This window comes from Caulobacter sp. S45, assembly GCF_009765965.1.
Classification (GTDB): Bacteria; Pseudomonadota; Alphaproteobacteria; order Caulobacterales; family Caulobacteraceae; genus CAHJWH01.
In genome coordinates, this window is record NZ_LMUL01000014.1 from 2,281,356 (window position 1) to 2,301,653 (window position 20,298).

Here is a 20,298-nt window from a genome sequence, read left to right on the forward strand (position 1 = left end):
GCGCTTTTGGCATGGCGCGGAGAAGGCGTGTAGGCATGCTTCCGCCGCGGCAGCTGTCGTGGGTCGACGCGGATCCGGCCGCTCCATCAGGAAGGTGTCCACACCGGCTCCGTTAAACCCCACGTCGCTGGCCGATGCGCTTGAGGTCGTTCGCACTTTGATGTGCGCGTTGATTCGGAGAAGCCGGCGATGGTCAAATGAGGCGAAATCGCTTATGAGACCGGCGTCGTAGATCGGTGTCGCTTCAAGGGAACTTCTCAATTCATGGACGTCGAGCGGTGCGAGATACAGGGATTGTTTCTCGTAAAACCTAAGCTGCACTCCGACAGCAGGGGGGTATTTTCGGAGGTTTTCCGGCAGGACATCTTCGATAAACGGATTGGCTCGACGCGTTTTGTGCAGGAAAATCATTCACGCTCCCGCGCACGAGGTGTGCTTCGCGGCCTTCATTACCAAGCTTCGCCCCGTGCCCAGGGGAAGCTGGTGCGGGTCGTGCGGGGGGCAATATACGATGTGGCCGTCGATGTCCGCCTTGGGTCCCCGACCTATGGGCGTCATGTCGCTGTAGAATTAAATGCCGAAGGCTGGAGTCAGTTCTGGATACCCGTTGGATTTCTTCATGGTTTTTGCGCCCTGACAGATGATGTTGAGGTTATCTATAAAACAACAGACTTTTATAGCTATGATCACGACAGATCGATTGCATTTGACGATCCTGACATATCGATCAACTGGCCAATTAATGCATCCGAGTTATTGGTATCCGAAAAGGATCGGCGCGCGCCCCTTATGCGAGATGCGCCACCGCACTTTAATTTCGACGAACACAGCTCGATTGACGATTGGAGGCGAACATTCGGCTCGTCGTAACGGGAACCCATGGCCAGGTCGTGTCGGCTCTAAAGGCGATCGCCCGCTCGCGTGGAGAGGGTGTGGAGGTAGTCGCGGTCGGGCGGCCACATCTCGACCTCGAACAGCCCGGCGCCTGTGCGCGCGCTCTGGCGGAGGCCCATCCAGACATGATCGTCAGCGTGGCGGCATATACGGCAGTAGACCGGGCCGAGACGGACGTTCAGCGTGCGACCGTGGTGAACGCGGTCGCGCCCGGCTACCTCGCGGCGGAGGCGGTCAGGCTGGGTGTGCCGATTTTGCACATCTCGACCGACTACGTTTTCAATGGCTTGAAACTGGGCGAATATACCGAGGCGGACCGCGTCGATCCAAGAACGGTTTACGGCATCACCAAGCTGGCGGGCGAACAGGCCGTTGCCGCATCGGGGGCGGACTATGCGATTTTGCGCACCTCGTGGATCTATGGGCCGCACGGCAGGAATTTCGTGTTGACCATGCTGGCCCTCTCGCAAAGCCGCGACCGGATCGGCGTAGTCGCCGACCAGATCGGCAATCCCAGCTACAGCTTCGACATCGCTGCAGGGATACTGCAGGTCGCCACTGCCTTCACGGCGGGGCGAGGGCGATCGGGGGTGTTCCATATGGCAGGTGCGCAGGCGGCTTCCTGGGCCGAGTTCGCTCGAGCCATCTTCGAAAGCGGCGGCAAGCGTGGACTGCAGGTGGCCGAGGTTGATCCACTTCCGACTTCCGCCTATCCCACCCTGGCCGCTCGTCCGCCCAATTCCAGATTGAATTGCGCCAAGTTGGAAGAAATATTTGGCGTGTCTCTGCCAGGATGGCGAGCCAGTTTAGACAAGTGCTTGGACGAAATATGTATGCAAATTCAGGGTTGATGCAGTGAGGGGCATCGTTCTCGCAGGAGGGAGCGGCACTCGCCTACATCCGATGACTCTCGGCGTGTCAAAGCAAATGCTGCCTGTCTACGACCGACCGATGATTTATTTTCCGATAGCGACTCTGATGCAGGCGGGAATTCGAGAAATCCTGATCATATCCACGCCCGTGGATATGCCAATTTTCCAGCGTTTGCTGGGCGATGGGCGGCGTTGGGGAATATCGTTGACCTACGCAATCCAGCCTCGCCCTGAAGGAATTGCCCAAGCCTTCATCATAGGAAGGTCCTTCGTCGAGGGGGAGGCTTCGGCCCTAATTCTTGGAGACAACATATTTCACGGAGCTGGTCTTACGGACCTGCTGGTGTCCGCTCGTCAACGCGAGCGTGGCGCGACGGTGTTTTCGTATAGGGTCGCCGACCCTGAGCGCTTCGGGATCGTGACGTTCGATGAATCGGGGCGGGCGACCTCGATTGAAGAGAAACCGTTAAATCCAAAATCGAACTGGGCGGTGACGGGGCTGTACTTCTACGACGCCAGCATTGTCGAAATTGCAGCCGGCCTTAAGCCATCGCCGCGTGGCGAGCTTGAGATCACCGATGTGAATCGCATCTACCTCGAGCATGGTGGATTGCATGTCAAGCGAATGGGGCGAGGCACTGCGTGGCTGGACTCGGGCACGCCAGATAGCCTGCTGGACGCCGCCAGCTATGTACGTGCATTGGAGAACCGGCAAGGCGAGCGCATTAGCTGCCCTGAGGTGATCGCGTTTGAACATAAATTCATCTCCGTCGACCAACTCGCCGCCCTCGGGGCGGAACTCGGCAAGAGCGGGTACGGCCAATATCTCCTAAGGGTTGCAGAGGAGCGGGGTTGAGCCATGCAAGCGGTGTTCAGTCATGAGTTCTTTGAATCCGACCGCATTCTAGTGACCGGGGGCGCAGGCTTTATTGGGTCGGCGGTGGTTCGCTATCTGATAAATGCGACACCAGCGGCTGTGTTGAATTTAGACTCCTTGACTTATTCAGGCTCATTGTCCAATTTAATGGATGTAACTTCGAGCGATCGTTATCTATTTCTGGAAGCTGACGTCAACGACTCGAGTGTGTTGGCTCAGGCGTTGGGTGATTTTACCCCGACGGCTATAATTCATTTGGCGGCCGAATCGCATGTGGATCGATCGATTGCTGAATCGGATCCATTTGTAACTACAAACATAGTGGGAACGCATGGGCTATTGAAGCAAAGTCTCGTTTATTGGAGGGGGCTTGGTGAAGGAAAAAGGGAAAAATTTCGATTTCTGCATGTATCGACTGATGAAGTTTATGGAAGTCTTGGAAATGACGGGTTTTTTACTGAAGAAACGGCATATGCTCCCCGATCTCCTTATTCTGCATCGAAGGCGGCGTCCGATCATCTTGTTATGGCGTGGGTCGAAACCTATGGTTTCCCTGCGATAATATCCAATTGCTCCAATAATTACGGGTTTTATCAATTTCCGGAAAAATTGATCCCTCTTACAATCATAAACGGACTGTCCGGTCTCCCGTTACCTCTATACGGCCGCGGCGCTAACGTGCGCGACTGGCTGCATGTCGAGGATCACGTTAGGGCGTTGATGTTGATCCTGCGACATGGCCAAGTGGGCAGAAATTATAACGTCGGCGGTCGAAACGAGCGGACAAATCTTCAAGTGGTCGAAGCGATATGTGATGCACTCGAGGCCTTACGGCCTCGTGCGGGCGGCCTCTATCGGGATCTGATCAGATTTGTTGAGGACAGGCCAGGTCACGACCACCGCTACGCCATAGACCCCACGCGGATGGAGACGGAGCTGGGTTGGCGCGCTCAGGAGAGTTTTTCCACTGGCATCGAGAAAACCGTCAAATGGTATCATGACCGCGCGGACTGGTGGGAACCCTTGCGTCGCCGCTACGACGGGCGGCGGCTGGGTTTGACGTCCGCTCCTTCAATCTAAACCCGTGGCGGGCGAGCCGCCCATGGCCAAGGTGGGAGGATGGGCTGTCACGTGAAGCTGAGCCGATCCGCTGAGCGCCTTGGCGGCTCGTGCCGTGCTTGAATTTGGATCTTCCACCCCCTGGCTGTGGCCGTTAAGAGGCGACGCGACGGGGCTCTCCCTTAACTTATGGTCAAGGTGCGTGACGCAAACCGGTTCCCCCCTTCCCCGTGTTCTGATGTTGGTCGGATCCACCATCACGCAAAAGCGGCGGTCCGGCATTCATCGGGTTACCTTAGAGACGGCTCGCGCTCTCGCCGGCTTGGCGGATTTCGACCTCGTTCGCTGGGACGGACTGGAGGGCGGCCTGCGTTTCGTCGACGCCTGGGAGCTCGATGCCCTGTTCGGACCGGGCGATTGGCCGACCGGTGTGCGATTGCCTCGCCAGACTCGCCGTGTCGGGCGACCGTTTCACGAGCAGGTAGACCGGCTCGAGGAGGCTTGGCTGTTTATTCCAGAAGTGGCCTGGCATGAAGACCATGGGGTCGAAACCCTGTCGCGAATCATAACCCGGTGCCGCGAACGAGGAATGCGAACCGCCTGCGTTTTTTATGATCTAATTCCGATTAAGAACGCCGCCTATGCTGGCGGCCGGGCTCTGCATGAAGCCTACGTCGCCGAATTGACGAGATGCGATCTCGTCCTCCCTATTTCGGTCGATAGTGGCGTGCAATTGACCGACCTGTGGCGGGAGCGAGGCGTTTCCCCCACACCGCCCATCGTGCCGCTAATTCTGCCCGACGGCGGGTTCGCTTCGCTCGCCAAGTCCCCACCCAAGCGCGCCGGCGCCAAGTCGACCATCGCGTTGATCGGCACCGTCGAGCCGCGAAAGCGGCAGATTGAATTCCTCGGCGCAATGCAGGCTGCCCGCCAACTCAGCCGAGAGGTCGCCAAGCGTGAGGTGGTCGTGCTCGGCTCGCTTCATCCTTATGTCGCTGAGGCCTTCAACGCCTTTATCGCCCGACACCCCTGGGTCCGATACTTGGACTATGCGTCGGAAGCCGATCTCCACAGCGCTTTCCGCAACGCCGACTTCACAGCCTTCGTATCTGAGGACGAGGGCTATGGGCTGCCCATTAGCGAAAGCTTGGCGCTCGGCACACCATGCCTGTGCGCAAACTTTGGGTCGATGGCGGAAATCGCCGAAAACGGGGGCTGCTACACGGTTGATGTGCGCGATGGGGCTGCGTTACAGGCGGCGGTGATCGAGCTGTGCGAAATGCCTCAGCGTCTACGCCGGCTGCGCGAGGAGATTGTTGCACGGCCGTTTCAGCGGTGGGAGGACTATGCGCGAGGCGTGCTGGCCCGGATGGCCGCTGTCCCGAGGGCCGAAATCGATCTCGCCGTCGTCTGGGTGCGCGCGCCGATCGGATCGCCGACGAGCTTGGATGAGCGCGCCTTCGCCGATCTGGCCGAGGCCGATATCCTGTCGTTTCCGGAAAAGGGCGCCCGATCCGAGTTTGTATTGGAGGCGGCCCGGCGCGGTTGGCCCGCCCTATTGCCTGGGCGTCAACCTTTGCAAGGGGCTTCCAATGACGACGTCTGCGTCCAGCGGGGGCGGGCGGAACGGGAACGCATCGCCGGTGTCGAACGGGTTTACGCCAAGGCGCGAGCTACGATTCCCCCCGACATCCAGACTCGGCCGATTTTCCTGCGTATTTTGATCTCGACGTTAAACCGTCACGATTTCGTACTCGCTAATGTTCGCTGGCTACTCAAGGAGGTCATAGGGCCTGTAGGGGCAGGCGTAGACTTGCTAGTCGTCGACGGCGGCTCGACAGACGCCACTGTGCGTGCTCTTCGAAGGATCGCCGATCCGCGGCTGACCGTGATAGAAAGTCCGGTTAACGTCGGGATGCTCGGTGGGATAAGGGAGGCGGTCCGCCATCGAGGCGCCGAATATGTATGGGTGATCGGCGACGATGACTTCATACGGCCGGACGGATTTCGCGCTATGCTCGCCGGCTTGAGGCGTGTCGTCGGCGTCCCCTTGGCGTTCACGAATTTTTCAGTTTACCACAGAGCGGCCTTAAGCTCAGCGGACCGCCCCGCCGACCTGATCGCCGAGGCGCGGCCGATCGCGGACCAAGTGGCGTCGGATGGCCTGATCACGGTCCGGAAGGCCGCGGAACAGACCGACAATCTCTTCACGGCGATATATGGAATCCTGTGGCGGGCCGACGTGCTCTCCGCCGCCTATGACCATGCCTTCGACGGCGCGCCATTTTCCGATCTGATAGAGGCGATCCCGTGCACGGAGTTGATCCTGCGGAGCTTCGGGACATGTGACGCTTGGTGGCACGGTAAGCCGGCGATCGCCGGAAATGCGCATAATAGCTGGTCGCAATGGCGCCCCCGATGGCACGGCGTCGTGATGCCGAAAGCTTTTGCCCTGGCGCGCGAGGTGGGGGTGGATGCGCGTCGTTTGCAGGTCTGGGCGGACCTGCATCTGGGTCTGTTTCGCGAAGCCATGGCGATTGCACGAGATCGCGGCTACGATCACGAACTCTCGTTTTCCGATCTCGACCTCGCCCACCTGATGTTCCGCACCGATATTGCTCGGGAAATCTGACGTGAGTCGCGCTTTTAGGATGGCGTTTGCGCCCTGGCGGCTCATCCTCGCCATGCGGATTCACGGGGTGGGCCCGGTCACTAACTTTGTGGTGTTAACGCTGCGGCGGCGAGGCGCGCTAGGCGCCTTGCGGCTGGGCTTGACGGACCGTAGCAGCCGGGAAGAGGTGGCGGAGGCCGATCTCGCCTGGGAGCATGAAGGCGGGTCGCGCACGGCGGGAACTCCCGATCTGGATGGGGATCGATCTCTTACGGACGGGGCCTGGAAGCGGTGGGCGCCGTGGGTGGGCGTTCCCCGCCCGAGCGGGGACAGCCACGAAGACGCTTCTCCAGATGTCGCGCTCAGCTTCGTGATCCAAGGCGGATCGGAGCGTGCGCAGGCGTTGGCCATCACCCGTGCGGCGATCTCCCGCCTGCGCGGTGACATCGAGATTCTGTCCGACTCCGCGCCGCCGCCGTCAGCGGATCGTTGGGTCGTGTTCCTGCGTGCGGGCGATATTCCTTGCGAACGTTTTCCGCATGAACTCGCTCAGATCACCTGTTTCGGGATTGCCGAGGTAGTGAGTTTCGATCTCTTTCACTGTAAAAGCGGTCGCGTCTTTCCCGTTCTGTTGCCGGGCGCGAATCCATCTCTGTTGAGGGCGACGGACTATCTGTTCGATCGGGTAGCCCTGCGTAGCTGGCTAATCTCGCCCGAGGTTGACCGCTCGCGTGTCCGGGCTCACGAACTGGTGCTCGCTTGGCTGAAGGGAACCTCGACGCTTCAGGCGCGGGGGCGCTGGCGTCATGTCGGTCAGCCGATCCTCCAGGCGGCGATCGACGTAGGAGACGTCGAAAAGCGACGCGAGGTGGCCTTGGCGTCTGGCCGCACGCCCTCGGCGCTACCGTGCGAGGCGGCCTCGATCGTCGTTTGCACACGCGATAAGGGCCATCTCACGCGCCAACTGGTTCGCGGACTCCTCGCCCGGCCGGCGGACGAGGTGGCGGAGGTGGTGATCGTTTCGAACGGCACAACCAACCCGTATGCACTAGCTACGCTTGAGAATTTGTCGCAGGACCCTCGAGTGAAGATCCTCCGACGCGACACGCCGTTCAACTTCTCCCGCCTGTGTAACGAGGGCGCCCGGGCTACAGGCGCGGCGGGGCCGTTGTTGTTCCTCAACGACGACATCGCCCCCGTCAGCGAGGATTGGCTGCGCCGCCTTCTAGCAAGGTTGGGCGAGCCCGATGTGGCCGCCGTCGGCCCGCTTCTGCTCTATCCTGACGAACGGGTGCAGCATGCGGGGATGTATCTCGGCTTCCAAGGTATAGCCGGCCACGTCCTGCGGGGAGCGCAGCTCCCTCAAGAGGATTACCTCTTCACCGCGGTCGCGCCGCGCGAGGTCAGTTGTCTTACAGGCGCCGTGCTGCTCGTCCGGCGCGAGGCCTTCGAGGCCCTGAACGGTTTCGACGAGCAGCTCGGGACATATCTGCAGGACGTCGATCTGGGCCTGCGCCTCCGGCGATCAGGATGGATCAACTTGTTCGAGCCGGCGTCGGTTCTGATCCACATGGAGTCCACCTCGATCCGGACGCTGAGGACGAGTTCGGGGTTCAGCCGTCAGCGCGATGCGGAATACAGGCGCTTCGTGGAACGGTGGGGGAGCGCCTTGGTGAACGACCCGCTTCATCCGTCAGGGTTCGACATTCAAGACGAGAGCCTGCATCGTCTGGCCGGGGCCGGCGGCTTCAGGCCCGAAATGTTCCGCGATGCGGATGTCTAGGCGCCTCGAGGCAAGGCGGCATACCATTGTCGTGAAAATGGCGTATGCACGCCGCTTCTGCTAAATAGCGAAATGCGCTCGCTCTCGTCCACCAGGGCGAACGGTCCCATTGGGGGCGTAGCGTTGACGTGGAAATCCAAGCGGCTAGGAAAGGCGCCTGCGGTTCGTTTCGTATCGCAATGGCCGAGGGACTTTATGCACGGTAGCTATCAGCGTCTCGAGCGGTGTCGTGTGAGCGGAAGCCGCAATCTTATCCCGGTGCTCCATCTCGGGCATCAGGAACTGACGGGCGTATTTCCCCGGCCCGGTGAGTCTGTGACCGAGGGCCCGCTCGAACTCGTTTGGTGTCCAGACAGTGGGCTTCTCCAGCTTGGGCATAGCTTCGATCCGAGCGAGATGTACGGTGACAACTACGGTTACCGTTCGGGCTTGAACGCCTCGATGGTGAGCCATCTGACACAGAAAGTCGGGTTTCTGGAAAAGTTAGTAGATTTGAAGCCGGGAGACACCGTCCTCGACATTGGGTCGAACGATGCAACATCGTTAAAGGCCTATTCGAAGCCGGGTTTGAATCGGATTGGTATCGATCCGACGGGGGCTAAATTCAAGGCTTACTATCCAGACGACATATCCCTTGTGCCCGATTTCTTCTCTGCTTCGAACTTTCATAAAGTCAGCAAGAAGTCGGCCAAGATCGTTACATCCATCGCGATGTTTTACGATCTCGACGACCCCATTGCGTTTGCTCGCGACGTAGCCTCCGTTTTAACGCCTGACGGCGTGTGGCATTTCGAGCAAAGCTATATGCCGGCAATGCTTAGGACGGTGTCCTACGATACGATCTGTCACGAGCATTTGGAATACTATTCGCTCGGCGTTGTATTGCGAATTCTCGACGCTGCGGACCTTAAGCTGATCGACGTGCAGATGAATGGGGTGAACGGGGGCAGTTTTGCCGTCACCGCCGCCCCCAAGAGCTCGAGCCGTCTGCCCAACAGTGCGGTGATCGACTGGCTATTGGGCCAGGAAGAGCGGATGGGGCTAGGCACAGTTAGGCCGTTCCGAGAGTTTGAGGATCGCGTGTTCCGGCACAAGGCTGATCTGTTGCGCCTTTTGAAGGCGCTCGCTGCTGACGGAAAGAAGGTTTTGGGTTATGGTGCCTCAACCAAAGGGAACGTGACTTTGCAGTTTTGCGGATTGACGACCGCAGAGGTTCCCGCTATCGCTGAGGTCAATCCTGAGAAATATGGGCGTGTGACGCCTGGGACACGAATTCCCATCATCTCCGAAGCTGAAGCTAAGGCGATGGAGCCGGATTACTTTCTTGTTTTGCCGTGGCACTTCAAGGAGGGTATTCTTCGGCGAGAACAAGAGTTTACCGCGCGTGGCGGAAAACTCATATTTCCTTTTCCTGAAATCGAGATCATCTAGAAGCGCATCGATGCGATCTGATGGTTGCTGTGACAACTATTTGAAGGGGGTTCCGTTTGCCTAGGGCGTTGATTACCGGTGTAACAGGTCAAGACGGCGCATACCTGTCCCAGCTGTTGCTGGAAAAGGGTTACGAAGTTTTCGGTATGGCGCGTCGAACCAGCACCGGGGGATTCCAAGATGGGCGTCTCCGTTGGCTCGGCATCGTTGATCGCGTAAGGATCGTCGACGGCGATTTGACCGATCTCTCTAGCATGCTGCGCTTGATGAAAGACATCGAGCCGGACGAGGTTTATAATCTCGGGGCTCAGTCCTTTGTCGGGACGTCCTGGCACCAGCCCCTACTAACGGCCCAGGTGACGGCCCTTGGCGTGACAAACATTCTTGAGGCGGTGCGTGTCATGCGGCCGCAAGCGCGCTTTTATCAAGCGTCCTCATCGGAGATGTACGGGCTCATTCAGGAAGCGCACCAAAGCGAGAAGACGCCCTTCTATCCTCGTTCGCCATATGCCGTCGCCAAATTGTACGGCCATTGGATTACGGTCAACTATCGGGAAAGCTTCGGACTGCACGCTAGCTCTGGCATCCTGTTCAATCACGAAAGTCCTCTGCGGGGAATCGAGTTCGTGACGCGCAAGGTTACGGACGCCGCCGCGCGCATCAAGCTTGGTCTTGCTCAGAAATTGCCGCTCGGCAATATCGACGCCAAGCGTGACTGGGGCCATGCCCGGGATTATGTCCGTGCCATGTGGCTGATGCTTCAACAGGATCAAGGTGAGGATTATGTCGTCGCCACCGGTCGCACCACCACGGTTCGTGACATGTGCGAAATCGCATTCCGGCATGTCGGGTTGAATCTAGACGACCATCTCTTCATTGATCCGGATCTTTTCCGTCCTGCTGAAGTCGATGTGCTGCTCGGGGATCCAGCCAAGGCGCATTCCAAGCTCGGCTGGCAGGCCGACACTACGCTGGAATCGATGATCACGGAAATGGTGGACGCCGACCTTGAGCGGTTGCGTTCAAGGCGGGTTTGATGCGCCCAGTGCCTGCCGCCGACCGTCCCGCATCTTGACGCGCGTTCTCGTTACAGGCGGGAGCGGCTTTGTTGGCCGGCGTTTGATCGCCGTGCTGGAGGCAAGGCATTCCAACTGGTCATTAAACACTCCTGGGGGGCCTGGGGCTGGGGCGGACGGCGTCGACATGACTGACGCTGAACAGGTGTCGGATTGCATAGCCCGGCAAAAGCCCGATGTAGTCGTCCATCTCGCGGCGGTTGCGGCGGTGACCGCTTCGGTAAAGGATCCTCGCGCCGCCTGGAGGGTCAACCTAGGCGGGACCTTGAACGTGGTGTTGGCGCTTCAGGAGCATGCGCCCGACGCCCATCTTCTCTTTGTGAGTAGTGCGGAGGTGTACGGTTCCAGTCTGAATCTGGGCCATGCGGTTGACGAGGCGGCGCTGCTCCAGCCTGTAAATCCCTATGCCGCCAGCAAGGCCTCGGCGGACATTCTCGTGCGGCAGGCTTCGGCTGCGGGCCTGTCAGCGACTGTCATGCGCGCCTTCAACCATACAGGCAGGGGCCAGAACGAGGCCTTCGTGGTCCCCAGCTTCGCCGGCCAGATCGCACGCATAGAGGCGGGCCTGCAACCAGCGGTCATTTCGGTTGGCAGCCTCGACGACGAACGAGACTTTCTGGACGTCTCCGATGTTGTAAATGCCTACGAGATGGTGCTGAAGCGTCGTAAGGATCTTCCTGCGGGGAGCGTGTTCAACGTGGCGTCCGGCGTTTCGGTGCGTATCGGAGACCTTCTGGCGCAAATGCTTTCGCTGGCCAAGGTCAAGATCGAGGTCCAGGTGGATTCCCGGCGGCTTAGGCCCGCGGCTATACCGCGGGTGGTGGGGAATGCCTCGAAGCTTCGGGGTCTCGGCTGGACGCCCTGTATTCCACTCGCCGACACTTTGGCCGAAGTTCTCGAGGAGCGACGTGAGGCGGTAATGCAAAGCCTCGCGACAGGTGGTCCTGCTCGCTAGGCGCGGACGTCGGGCTTATCGGATGCCCGATGAGTTCCGTCTGCGAACAGCCAAGAAGCGTGATTTTACGATCCAGTTGACGCGCGCCGCACATGCCGCCCCCCCCTCCCCCCCCGGCCTGCCACGGTTCGACGCGTGCAGAGCCAATACGGGGGCCTTACTGAGCTTGCGCGGTTGATCGGACGCAGGGGGTCCAGCCGCGTCGATCCGCTTACACCGTCGGCCGGGAAGAGAGGGCCTTGAACGAAGGCGGTCAGCCTAAGGGTAGTGGAATATAACGCCGCCTCCGTTTCGCTGGCGGAGTGCTTCGCCCGGAGTTTTTCTAACCCCGCGCACCCCTTATCTACGCGGCCGATTCCTGGCGAAGCGGTTGCGAGGGTGATCGTTGGGGCGCGATCCAGGTTCGGGGCCTGTACGGAGGCAGAGGCGCCATCGTTTCTGGCTGTCCTCGGCTTGGCGCGTCCGAACGGGTCGGATCGCCCCAGCGGTCCAACGTCTGCTGGACATGAATAGGTCGCTAATTCATAGCGTACCCGTCCGAGATGAACGAGAGTGCGAATGCCGTCTAAGCAGACCGACCTGGCGTCAAACGAGGCAGCTGTTCGGGGTCGCCCCGCTGGCCGGTCGCCACTGACCAAACTTCACCGCGGAGTTCGGTTAGCCCGGCGATCGATTCGGATCTTGCGGAATTTGCTTCTTACCCGGACTTACAACACGCTGCTCCTGCGAGATGCGCTCGCTCAGAGAGCGCTCCCGCTCGTCGACGCTGTGGCCGAGGCGATCCTGGCGCGGCGCCTCGACGATCCGGCCCGCCAGGAGTATGCGACGGCGCTCATAAGCGGCATGATGACCTTGAGCGAATTTATTGAAAGATTGATGCGCCAGCATGAAGCGCGAAAGCGCTTCGACCAGGATATCATACGGGAATTCGTTCAAGGGGCCTACGCCGCAACGGTCAAGCGGCCTCCGAGCGAGACTGAACTGCGCCGCGCTGCCGAGCGCGTCTCCGAAACCGGCGCAGTCGAAGGATTTTTGAATGACCTGTATTCGTTGCCGCAGGCAAAACATAATTTATTCGTTTCCGCCTTAGGAGACGGCGGGGTGGCCGATTTAATACTGATTCATTTAAAAAATCAAAGCCAACGCGAAGAGAAATAACATGCGAATATTCTGGCTTGGCATGCATAAGGTTTTGAAGCCCACCGAATTGCGCTCGTTCCGAGAGCTTCAAGTCGAGGTGTTTAATCCTGCTTATATATCGCCTATATACGATCAATCGGCTGATTTGACTGTCGATCAAGGTCAGCCTACAACGCTTCCGGCTGATATATTTGCTCAGTTAATGGCTTATGATTTTTTCTACAAGCCAATTACGCCCGAGATTTCTTCTATATTAAATACATACTTCGACGCTGTGGTGGTGACCATAAGCGCTGATTGGCTCGCGACGATGTTGCGCGCATACCAGGGCCCGATCATATACCGAATATATGGGCAGCACTTTTCTCTCTCAGAAAAAATCATCGATATCGGCCTCTGGCGGACACTAATGTCGAGGGAAAATTTCTACATTGTGCCTTTCTGCCCGGAGTCCGTGGAAAACGAGCACCGATGGTTTCTCGACCTCGTCTATGATTTCGTTCCATATCAAATACCTGACGATATATTCGATTGTGAAAAGAAGTGGAGGTTCGAGGACTGCCGTAGTGAAATCGCGACGAGTATTCCCAATATTCAAAATCCTTATTTTTCTCATGAATATCATAAATTTTCTTCATGCTTCAGTGAGCAGTATTTCCGTATTTATGGGCCTCAGCGCGCAGTACCCAACGACGCTCGCTTGGTGGGGACTTTAAACAGGTCGGATTTTCTGGAGCGAATTCGTAGGTCTGCAGCTTTTTACTATAATTTTTCAGACGAAGTCTGTTACCTGCCACCCATAGAGATGATGCAGTTGGGGGGGCCCGTCGTTTGCGTTAGGGGTTCACTGCTGGCGAGATTTTTAGGGCCTCGAAGTCCGAATGTGGCCAATGACGTTCCTGAAGCTAAGAGGAAACTGCGGCGCCTGCTTGGCGGGGACCGCCAATTCGCCGAAGAGTTGATTTCCGCTCAGGAGGAGACGCGCCAGAGATACGACCGAGAGGCGGTCCAGTGCCGTTTCAGGGAGGTATTCGGCAAGCTCATCGCAGATATTCATCAAAGAAAAGCCAGTGTCAAGCTGGATGGCTCCATCATCCGTGCAACTGAAGTTTGTAGTGATGGAAGTCCAACTGTCATGATCCCACTCCATGCGGGCGGCTTATTCGGTCATCGGAACGGGCGTGCCTTTGCGTTCGAGGGAATTCCTCGTGTGGTCGACTCAATCGTTTCGACCTTATCCGAAGGCAACGCCGTGCGTTGCCTGGTAAGCTGTGCGAAGTCATCCACTCCTGCGGTATATGATTTCTTTATAGACCGCATTAAAGGAGGGGATGTCGCAATATTTGAACTGGACTATCAAGACGAGCAGCGAGACTCCCCTCATGCTGTAAAGCTCAGATTGGATCTTGTTTCGACTATCAGCAAATTGTCGATCGTGACGTCAGTTTTTGTTCCCCATTATTATCTATTCCCAGAATTTCTTTTGCTAACAAAAAGGTTGACGCTTTATCTTCCGGACTATTTTCCGCACCTTGTTCCGTCGGAGATTTTTGACAAGTCGCGTGATGTTGACGCCAGAAATAAACGCGTAGGCGTGGAGCTTGCGGGCAAGGCCGAATTTATACTTACAAATTCAAGCTTTACAAAAAATTATATTCCCGATGCGGGATTTGTTTCAGTGGAAGATGTGTCGAAGGTTATTGTGGCGCCAATCCCATTTCTTGGGGAATTTAGAGCAGGGCCGTTGACCTGGAGTGAGGCCCGAATGATGTTCGAGAAGGTGGGCATTTGTCCCTTCCTTTTCTATCCTACCGCCAATAGGCCCAATAAAAGGATAGATTTCTTATTGGATGTTTTTGCAGATTTGCGCAAATTATATCCAAGCCTTCGGTTGGTGCTTACGTGCCATCTTGATACACACGCACCCGCGAGAGAGGCGGCGGAGCTTCACGGTTTCTCGAACGAAATCATCTTTCTGCCTAGGTCAAGCGAAGGTGTATTGAAGTGGTTGTATGAAAATTGCGTTGCTCTTTGTTTGACGTCAATCATCGAGGGAAATTTTCCACCGCAGATTCTTGAGGCGTTGATGTATGGAGCCCCGGTCGTCGCAACGAACTTGCCGACGGTAGAGGAGGTGCTTGGTCCTCTGTCTTCGAAACTTCTGCTTTGTAAGGCGATCTGTAAGGAGGACTTTATCCAAGGAGTCAAGGCGGCGATGAATGCGCGCGATGTTGTGCTTGCGCGCCAAGGTGAGGTCGTTGATATTCTCACGTCTAAGGCGCGCAAGTCGGTATTCCGATCTCAAATCGCCAATATCTTTCCGGAATATAGTGCGCACGAGGGAGATCTGTGATGCGTATCGGAATTATGGTTCCGGATCTCTCGACCGGCGATGCGGTGAGTAATGATGCGTCAGGAATGTATAAGGCCCTGGAGCTCGCTGGGTTTGAGGTCCATATGTTTACAATTTCCGGACATTCCTCAACGGCGATTTCAGCCCTTCCATATGATCAAATCACATGGAGGCTTAATTCACAAGATGATTTATTAATCTACCATTTTTGCACTGCAGATCCCTACGCGGTTGCAATACTGCGTCAATTGAATTGTGGAGTGGCGCTTAAATATCACAACGTCACACCGAGTCGTTTTATGGCGCGTTATTCAGCAGGTCTGACCTGGGCGACCAAGCACGGGCGCTCGATGATTTCCGAGTTCGCTGAAATCGGTTTCGAGCTGTTTATTTCCGACTCGCTTTATAATCAGAGCGAATTAACAGCTCGTGGTGTATCAAGCCGTCTTTGCCATGTGGTGGCCCCATTTCATCAGGTTGACAATCTTCTTCTCGAAGAAGAAGAACCCGGAACTGTAGAATATTTGATGCATTCGTCAATGAATATATTGACCGTTGGTCGGGTTGTGCCCAACAAGGGTCATATCAACATGATTGAGGGTTTTGCTCGATACATGGAAGCGAGTGGTGTTCGAGCGCACTTCCATGTCGTGGGATCGCACGATGGGCGATTAAGGGTTTACTCGGACGAACTCCACCGGATTGCTCTCGACCTAAATGTGGCCGATTGCATAAGTTATCACCCTTTGGTTCCCCCAAACGCGTTGGCAAGCTACTATAGACATTGCGATGTCTATCTAACCGCAAGCCATCACGAAGGATTTTGCGTTCCGGCGATCGAAGCGATGGCGTTCAATCTGCCGATAATATCTAACGCCGCTGCAGCGCTTCCTGAGACTTGTGGAGACGCTGCAGTCTACGCCGTCTCGGCGGTAGAGATAGGCGCCGCGCTGGAGGCCCTGCTCGGCGACGACGATAGCCGGGAAAATTTAGCGCGCCGGGGGGCAAAGCGATACGCGCAAAATTACGCCGGTCGTTTGATCAAGCAGCGTTTTCTGACTTTGATTGATCGATGGCTCGAAGCGAGACGCAGCCCTTTCTTTCAAGCGGTCATCCCAGAGGGCGTGGATTGGTTCGATTTGCCCGAATTTGACGCTATATTGAAGGAAACGATCGATATTCATCCCGTGAATTTCGACTGGACGCTGCAGGGGGCCGACCGTAGGGCAGATCTAATCGATTGGATACTGCATACCGGAAGGCGTTCCTCGGCCGTCTTGGACAGATATGTGCGGTCCGAAGGCTTCAAGGAATATGCCGAGAGCGTCGAGCTTCCGAAGCACGCGGCTGATATCCCAACGATGGCTAAGATGATATGGAAATTCAACCGCTTTATTCGAGCGCAATATCCCTTGAATGATCTGGAGGGCGTCGGTGATTTCTTGAGGTGGTTCTGGAGCGAGGCCATTGTACTTTATGAGCTTGAGGGGTTACTTCAAGAATCAGAGAGGCGAATGTTGGGAAGCTTTAGAAATGAATCGCTAATTTGATGCGTACCAGGGCGTGGTTCTCTGCGACGGTCTGCATGGTGCGTGAACGGGGGCTTGCATGAAAGTGGATCGGTCATGGGGGGGCAGTGAACGATCCTCTAAAAGAAACAGCGACGTCTCGATCTCGACTTCACCGCGTTAGGTGGGTGTCGGTCTCGGAGGCCGGGCCTTAACTGAAAGAACGCCCCTATAGGGCCACATCGGCCTGCGTTTTCGTTTCGCCGGCAGCGTCGAAAATCTTAACGCCAAGCATCTCAGAGCCCTTAAATCTGGAGTTGATATGGAAAATGCTGAGAAATGGGACGTCGAGATCGAAGCCGCCACGGCGGCCGGCTTCACTCATATCCTGCATGCGCTGCGTACGAGGGAGTTGCGCGCGACCAAGGGTGCCGAGGGTACGATGGTGAGTGTGGGGTGTAATGGACTGGGCTATTTCGAGTGGATCGACCAAAATCTCGGTCGCCCCGAGCGACATATCGGCCTTGAATTCTACATTCCAAAGCCCGAGGGGTTGCAGGATAATGTGGAATGGATCCCAAATACCGCGGGTGACATGAAGGCTGTGGCGACTGGTACGGCAGATCTGGTGTTCGCAGGCCAAACCATAGAGCATCTTTGGTGGGAAGAACTGGCTGGCTTCTTCGTCGAAAGCGCCCGAGTTCTAAAGCCTCGCGGGCGGCTTCTTTTCGATAGTCCAAATCGAGAGATTAGTAATGCACTGAGATGGAACCATCCGGAACACACAATTGAACTTAGTCCCCAAGACGCCTTCAAACTTGCTTCACTTGCCGGGTTCGACGTAATCAAGATGGTGGGGCATTGGCTTTGCGAAACGCCGGACGCTCGTCTCTTGCCGCTCGACCAGGTTTCTGGCGAGGGAGGATGGACGGTGGAGCGCCGAATCCGTGAAGCCGAAGAAAGGCCTGAAGCCGCTTTCTCCTGGTGGTGTGAGGCGATCAAGGTTGAACGTGAAGTCGACGTCCCTGCAATTTATGCCTTTACGCGGTCCCTAATGCGCCAGCATTTCGCAAGACGCTTGGCCAAACTGTCGCAAAGCCAGCGTCCGGTTTCGCGAGCGCCGGATGGCTCCTGGGCGCATGCGCCGCGGGGGTGGCAGGGCGCGCTCGTGTTCGGCCCCTACGCCCCTCTACCGGAAGGCAGTTTCGTAGTCCGGTTTACGATGCAGCCGTATGAGACGAAGGGGAGTCCAGGATGGGCCGAGGTATTCTCCGTAAATGAAAACATCGTACTGTCTAGGGTCGACCTTCCGCCTCGGCTTGGGGATAAGCATATATATGTCAATCTCGACTTACCTCAAACGACGTTTGGTTTGGAGTTCCGACTTTGGACAAATGGTTCATGTGATCTGACGGCGCGTTTGGAGCCTGAAATATATCGCTATGGACTTGGTTGACGGCTCGTGAGCTGCAAGCGCCGGACGCTGACACCTGAGATCCCGCTGAGTTCAAGTGGGGGACCTAGGTCACGCCGGCGGATTGGGCCGCTCACCTATCCCAGGCTCGTGAGCGCGGTTAGCGCGACCCTCTAGGAAGACCGGCCGGGCGTAAAGCTACGGGCGGCGGTTCTTCGTGCCCCCATGCCGGGTCAATCCATGATTTTGCGGGGCCGAGCCGGGATGCCCATCACCATAGCGCCGGCCGGAATGTCGCGGACCACAACGCCGCCCGCTCCAACGATGGCACAGTCGCCGATCTTCATTCCCGGGATCACCGAGGCGCCTACGCCCAGGAAAACTCCGTCGCCAAGTTCTACGCCGCCCGCAAGGGCCGTGCGGGGGGCGACATGGACGCCAGCGCCGAGAACGCAGTCGTGGTCGATCGCCGCGAGCGTATTGACGACGCAGAAGTCCCCGATCTTGGCGCAAGCGTTGATGACGGCGCCGGCCATGACCACTACGCCACGGCCGAGACGGGCGCTCGGCGAAACGGTAGCCGATGGATGCACCGCGCTTGGAACATCAAAACCTTGTTCCAGCAAGCCTCGTCCGATCCTTAGGCGCAAGCTGTTAGAGCCCAGTGCGACGAAAGCGCTGCGCACACCCGACTCGCGTAAACGGAGCAACTGGCGGTCGTCGCCCAAAATGGGAACGCCCAGTACGTTGACAGCGGCAGCGTTCGCGTCGGTACAACCAACTATAATATAACGGCCCTCCGCTCGGAAGACCTCGATCACCACTTTGGCGTGCCCGCCAGATCCAACAATTACAACCGGCTCACGCCTCTGATGCTCGGATGCGTTGTTCATCAAATTTCCCCGTTACCTTTTAACCCATATCGCGACCCAGCGCTCGACCGCCATGGTGACGATGTCAATCGCGTTCGAAGCCGGCCTCCATCCGGTTCTGTTGGCGCGCGAGGCCAACGGCCGAGGGCGTCTAGCCGCTCCGGGCTGGACAGGATCACTTCACATATGTCAAATCGATTCGAGCTAATCGGCTCGTTATGAGGGCCAGCCTGCCTTACCAGCCGAGCTGACCGTCCAAAAAAATTATAGAGCGGCCACATGATTTACGTCTATCAGCCTGACCTCTCCGGGCGCGAGCGCGAGTATCTACTCGATGCATTCGACAGCAGTTGGATATCCTCCAAAGGTGAATACGTCGATAGATTTGCAAAAAACTTTGAAAGCTATACGGGCATAAAACACGCGACGGTCGTATCCAACGGTACGGTGGCGCTTCATCTTGCTCTTCACTGCCTAGGTCTCGCTCCTGGCGATGAAGTGATTGTCCCGTCCTTCACGTATATAGCCTCAGTCAACACCATCGTGCAGACCGGCGCGGTTCCCGTCTTTGCCGATTCGAACGCGCACGATTGGTTGCTGGATGTCGGTCACGTTGAAAGTCTGATTACGGATCGAACGCGCGCCATCATGGCCGTGCACCTCTACGGTGCAATATGCGATATGGATTCTCTCTGCGCTCTTGCCGAGCGGTATGGGCTCAAGATCATCGAGGATTGTGCAGAGGCTCTCGGCTCGACCTACCGGGGAAGACACGTCGGGTCGTTCGGCGCGGTCGGCACCTTCAGTTTCTTTGGCAACAAGACCGTTACCACAGGCGAAGGCGGGATGGTCACGACCAATGACGCCGCGCTGGCCGAGCGGTTGACCATCGTGAAAGGGCAGGGCCAGGATCCTAGCCGGCGCTATTGGCACTCCGAGCTTGGCTTCAACTACCGCATGACTAATCTCGCCGCCAGTATAGGGGTCGCGCAGCTTGAACGTATCGATTCTATTCTGGCACGAAAGCGTGAAATTGGCTGTCGTTACCGTGTTAATCTTGTTAACTCGGGGGTGCGGTTTCAGGATGTCCCCGATCATGTTGTCAGCTCGGACTGGCTCGTGAGCCTGCTCGTGCCCGATGGTGTCGATCGGGAGGTGATGATGGCCGAGATGGAGGGGAGCGGCATCGAAACTCGACCGGTATTCTATTGTGCTCACCAAATGCCGCCTCACTTTCGCGCGGACCTCAGCCTGCCTGTCGCCCAAGACATCGCTCAACGGGGCATAAGCCTGCCCAGTTATCCGGGGCTGGACGACGACCAAGTCGATTTTATCTGCGACGCCATGATGAATATCCTGCAGAAAGCCAAACGCAGGAGTGTTGCGGCTTAAGGCCGGCGCTAATTTATCGAATATATAGCCGGCTATCGGAGAATGAAATGCGTTGCGCAGT

General features: G+C 57.2%; 16 protein-coding genes. 14 read left to right on the forward strand and 2 right to left on the reverse strand.

Annotated elements, in window-relative coordinates; genetic code table 11:
- Positions 1 to 411, reverse strand: a 411-nt coding sequence (locus GSQ87_RS22860) for a hypothetical protein (RefSeq protein WP_254063176.1), incomplete at its 3' end; no start/stop codon positions are given.
- Between GSQ87_RS22860 and rfbC the strand changes: the two genes are divergently transcribed.
- The 13 genes from rfbC (at position 295) to GSQ87_RS17720 (ending at position 18,015) form a co-directional block, all read left to right on the forward strand.
- Entirely contained in the window at positions 295 to 870 is a 576-nt protein-coding gene (rfbC, locus tag GSQ87_RS17660) for a dTDP-4-dehydrorhamnose 3,5-epimerase (protein WP_254063165.1), read from the forward strand. The two genes, GSQ87_RS22860 and rfbC, sit on opposite strands and share 117 nt — an antisense overlap.
- Positions 871 to 890: 20 nt before the next feature.
- On the forward strand, positions 891 to 1,745 hold the full coding sequence (gene rfbD / locus GSQ87_RS17665) for a dTDP-4-dehydrorhamnose reductase (protein ID WP_254063166.1): 855 nt from the start codon (positions 891 to 893) through the stop codon (positions 1,743 to 1,745).
- A 4-nt stretch (positions 1,746 to 1,749) separates the two neighbouring features.
- Entirely contained in the window at positions 1,750 to 2,622 is an 873-nt protein-coding gene (gene rfbA / locus GSQ87_RS17670; RefSeq protein WP_158916680.1) for a glucose-1-phosphate thymidylyltransferase RfbA, read from the forward strand.
- 3 nt (positions 2,623 to 2,625) lie between these two features.
- Positions 2,626 to 3,723: a dTDP-glucose 4,6-dehydratase gene (gene rfbB / locus GSQ87_RS17675; protein ID WP_158916682.1), complete on the forward strand. Its 1,098-nt coding sequence runs from the start codon at positions 2,626 to 2,628 to the stop codon at positions 3,721 to 3,723.
- Positions 3,724 to 3,940: 217 nt separating this feature from the next.
- A complete protein-coding gene (locus tag GSQ87_RS17680; protein WP_158916684.1) occupies positions 3,941 to 6,334 on the forward strand; it encodes a glycosyltransferase in 2,394 nt (797 codons plus the stop codon).
- Positions 6,335 to 6,617: 283 nt separating this feature from the next.
- Complete coding sequence (locus GSQ87_RS17685; protein ID WP_216839380.1) at positions 6,618 to 8,096, forward strand: glycosyltransferase; 1,479 nt, start codon at positions 6,618 to 6,620, stop codon at positions 8,094 to 8,096.
- Positions 8,097 to 8,327: 231 nt separating this feature from the next.
- A complete protein-coding gene (locus GSQ87_RS17690) occupies positions 8,328 to 9,527 on the forward strand; it encodes a class I SAM-dependent methyltransferase (RefSeq protein ID WP_254063070.1) in 1,200 nt (399 codons plus the stop codon).
- A 56-nt stretch (positions 9,528 to 9,583) separates the two neighbouring features.
- A complete protein-coding gene (gene gmd, locus GSQ87_RS17695) occupies positions 9,584 to 10,564 on the forward strand; it encodes a GDP-mannose 4,6-dehydratase (protein ID WP_158916691.1) in 981 nt (326 codons plus the stop codon).
- 34 nt (positions 10,565 to 10,598) lie between these two features.
- The gene (locus GSQ87_RS17700; protein ID WP_256375893.1) at positions 10,599 to 11,558 is read left to right on the forward strand and encodes a GDP-mannose 4,6-dehydratase; all 960 of its coding nucleotides are present in this window, start codon (positions 10,599 to 10,601) and stop codon (positions 11,556 to 11,558) included.
- A 681-nt stretch (positions 11,559 to 12,239) separates the two neighbouring features.
- Complete coding sequence (locus GSQ87_RS17705; RefSeq protein WP_158916695.1) at positions 12,240 to 12,716, forward strand: hypothetical protein; 477 nt, start codon at positions 12,240 to 12,242, stop codon at positions 12,714 to 12,716.
- Between the two features lies 1 nt (position 12,717).
- On the forward strand, positions 12,718 to 15,051 hold the full coding sequence (locus tag GSQ87_RS17710) for a glycosyltransferase (protein WP_158916697.1): 2,334 nt from the start codon (positions 12,718 to 12,720) through the stop codon (positions 15,049 to 15,051).
- A complete protein-coding gene (locus GSQ87_RS17715) occupies positions 15,051 to 16,601 on the forward strand; it encodes a glycosyltransferase (RefSeq protein ID WP_158916699.1) in 1,551 nt (516 codons plus the stop codon). The genes GSQ87_RS17710 and GSQ87_RS17715 overlap by 1 nt, the downstream gene beginning before the upstream one ends.
- 280 nt (positions 16,602 to 16,881) lie before the next feature.
- Complete coding sequence (locus GSQ87_RS17720) at positions 16,882 to 18,015, forward strand: methyltransferase domain-containing protein (RefSeq protein ID WP_158916701.1); 1,134 nt, start codon at positions 16,882 to 16,884, stop codon at positions 18,013 to 18,015.
- A gap of 191 nt (positions 18,016 to 18,206) precedes the next feature.
- Here the strand turns inward: GSQ87_RS17720 and GSQ87_RS17725 are convergent, their stop codons facing one another.
- Complete coding sequence (locus tag GSQ87_RS17725) at positions 18,207 to 18,866, reverse strand: acetyltransferase (protein ID WP_158916703.1); 660 nt, start codon at positions 18,864 to 18,866, stop codon at positions 18,207 to 18,209.
- A 258-nt stretch (positions 18,867 to 19,124) separates the two neighbouring features.
- Here GSQ87_RS17725 and GSQ87_RS17730 point away from each other — a divergent pair, with 258 nt between their 5' ends.
- Entirely contained in the window at positions 19,125 to 20,237 is a 1,113-nt protein-coding gene (locus tag GSQ87_RS17730) for a DegT/DnrJ/EryC1/StrS aminotransferase family protein (RefSeq protein ID WP_158916705.1), read from the forward strand.
- Positions 20,238 to 20,298 lie beyond the last annotated feature (61 nt).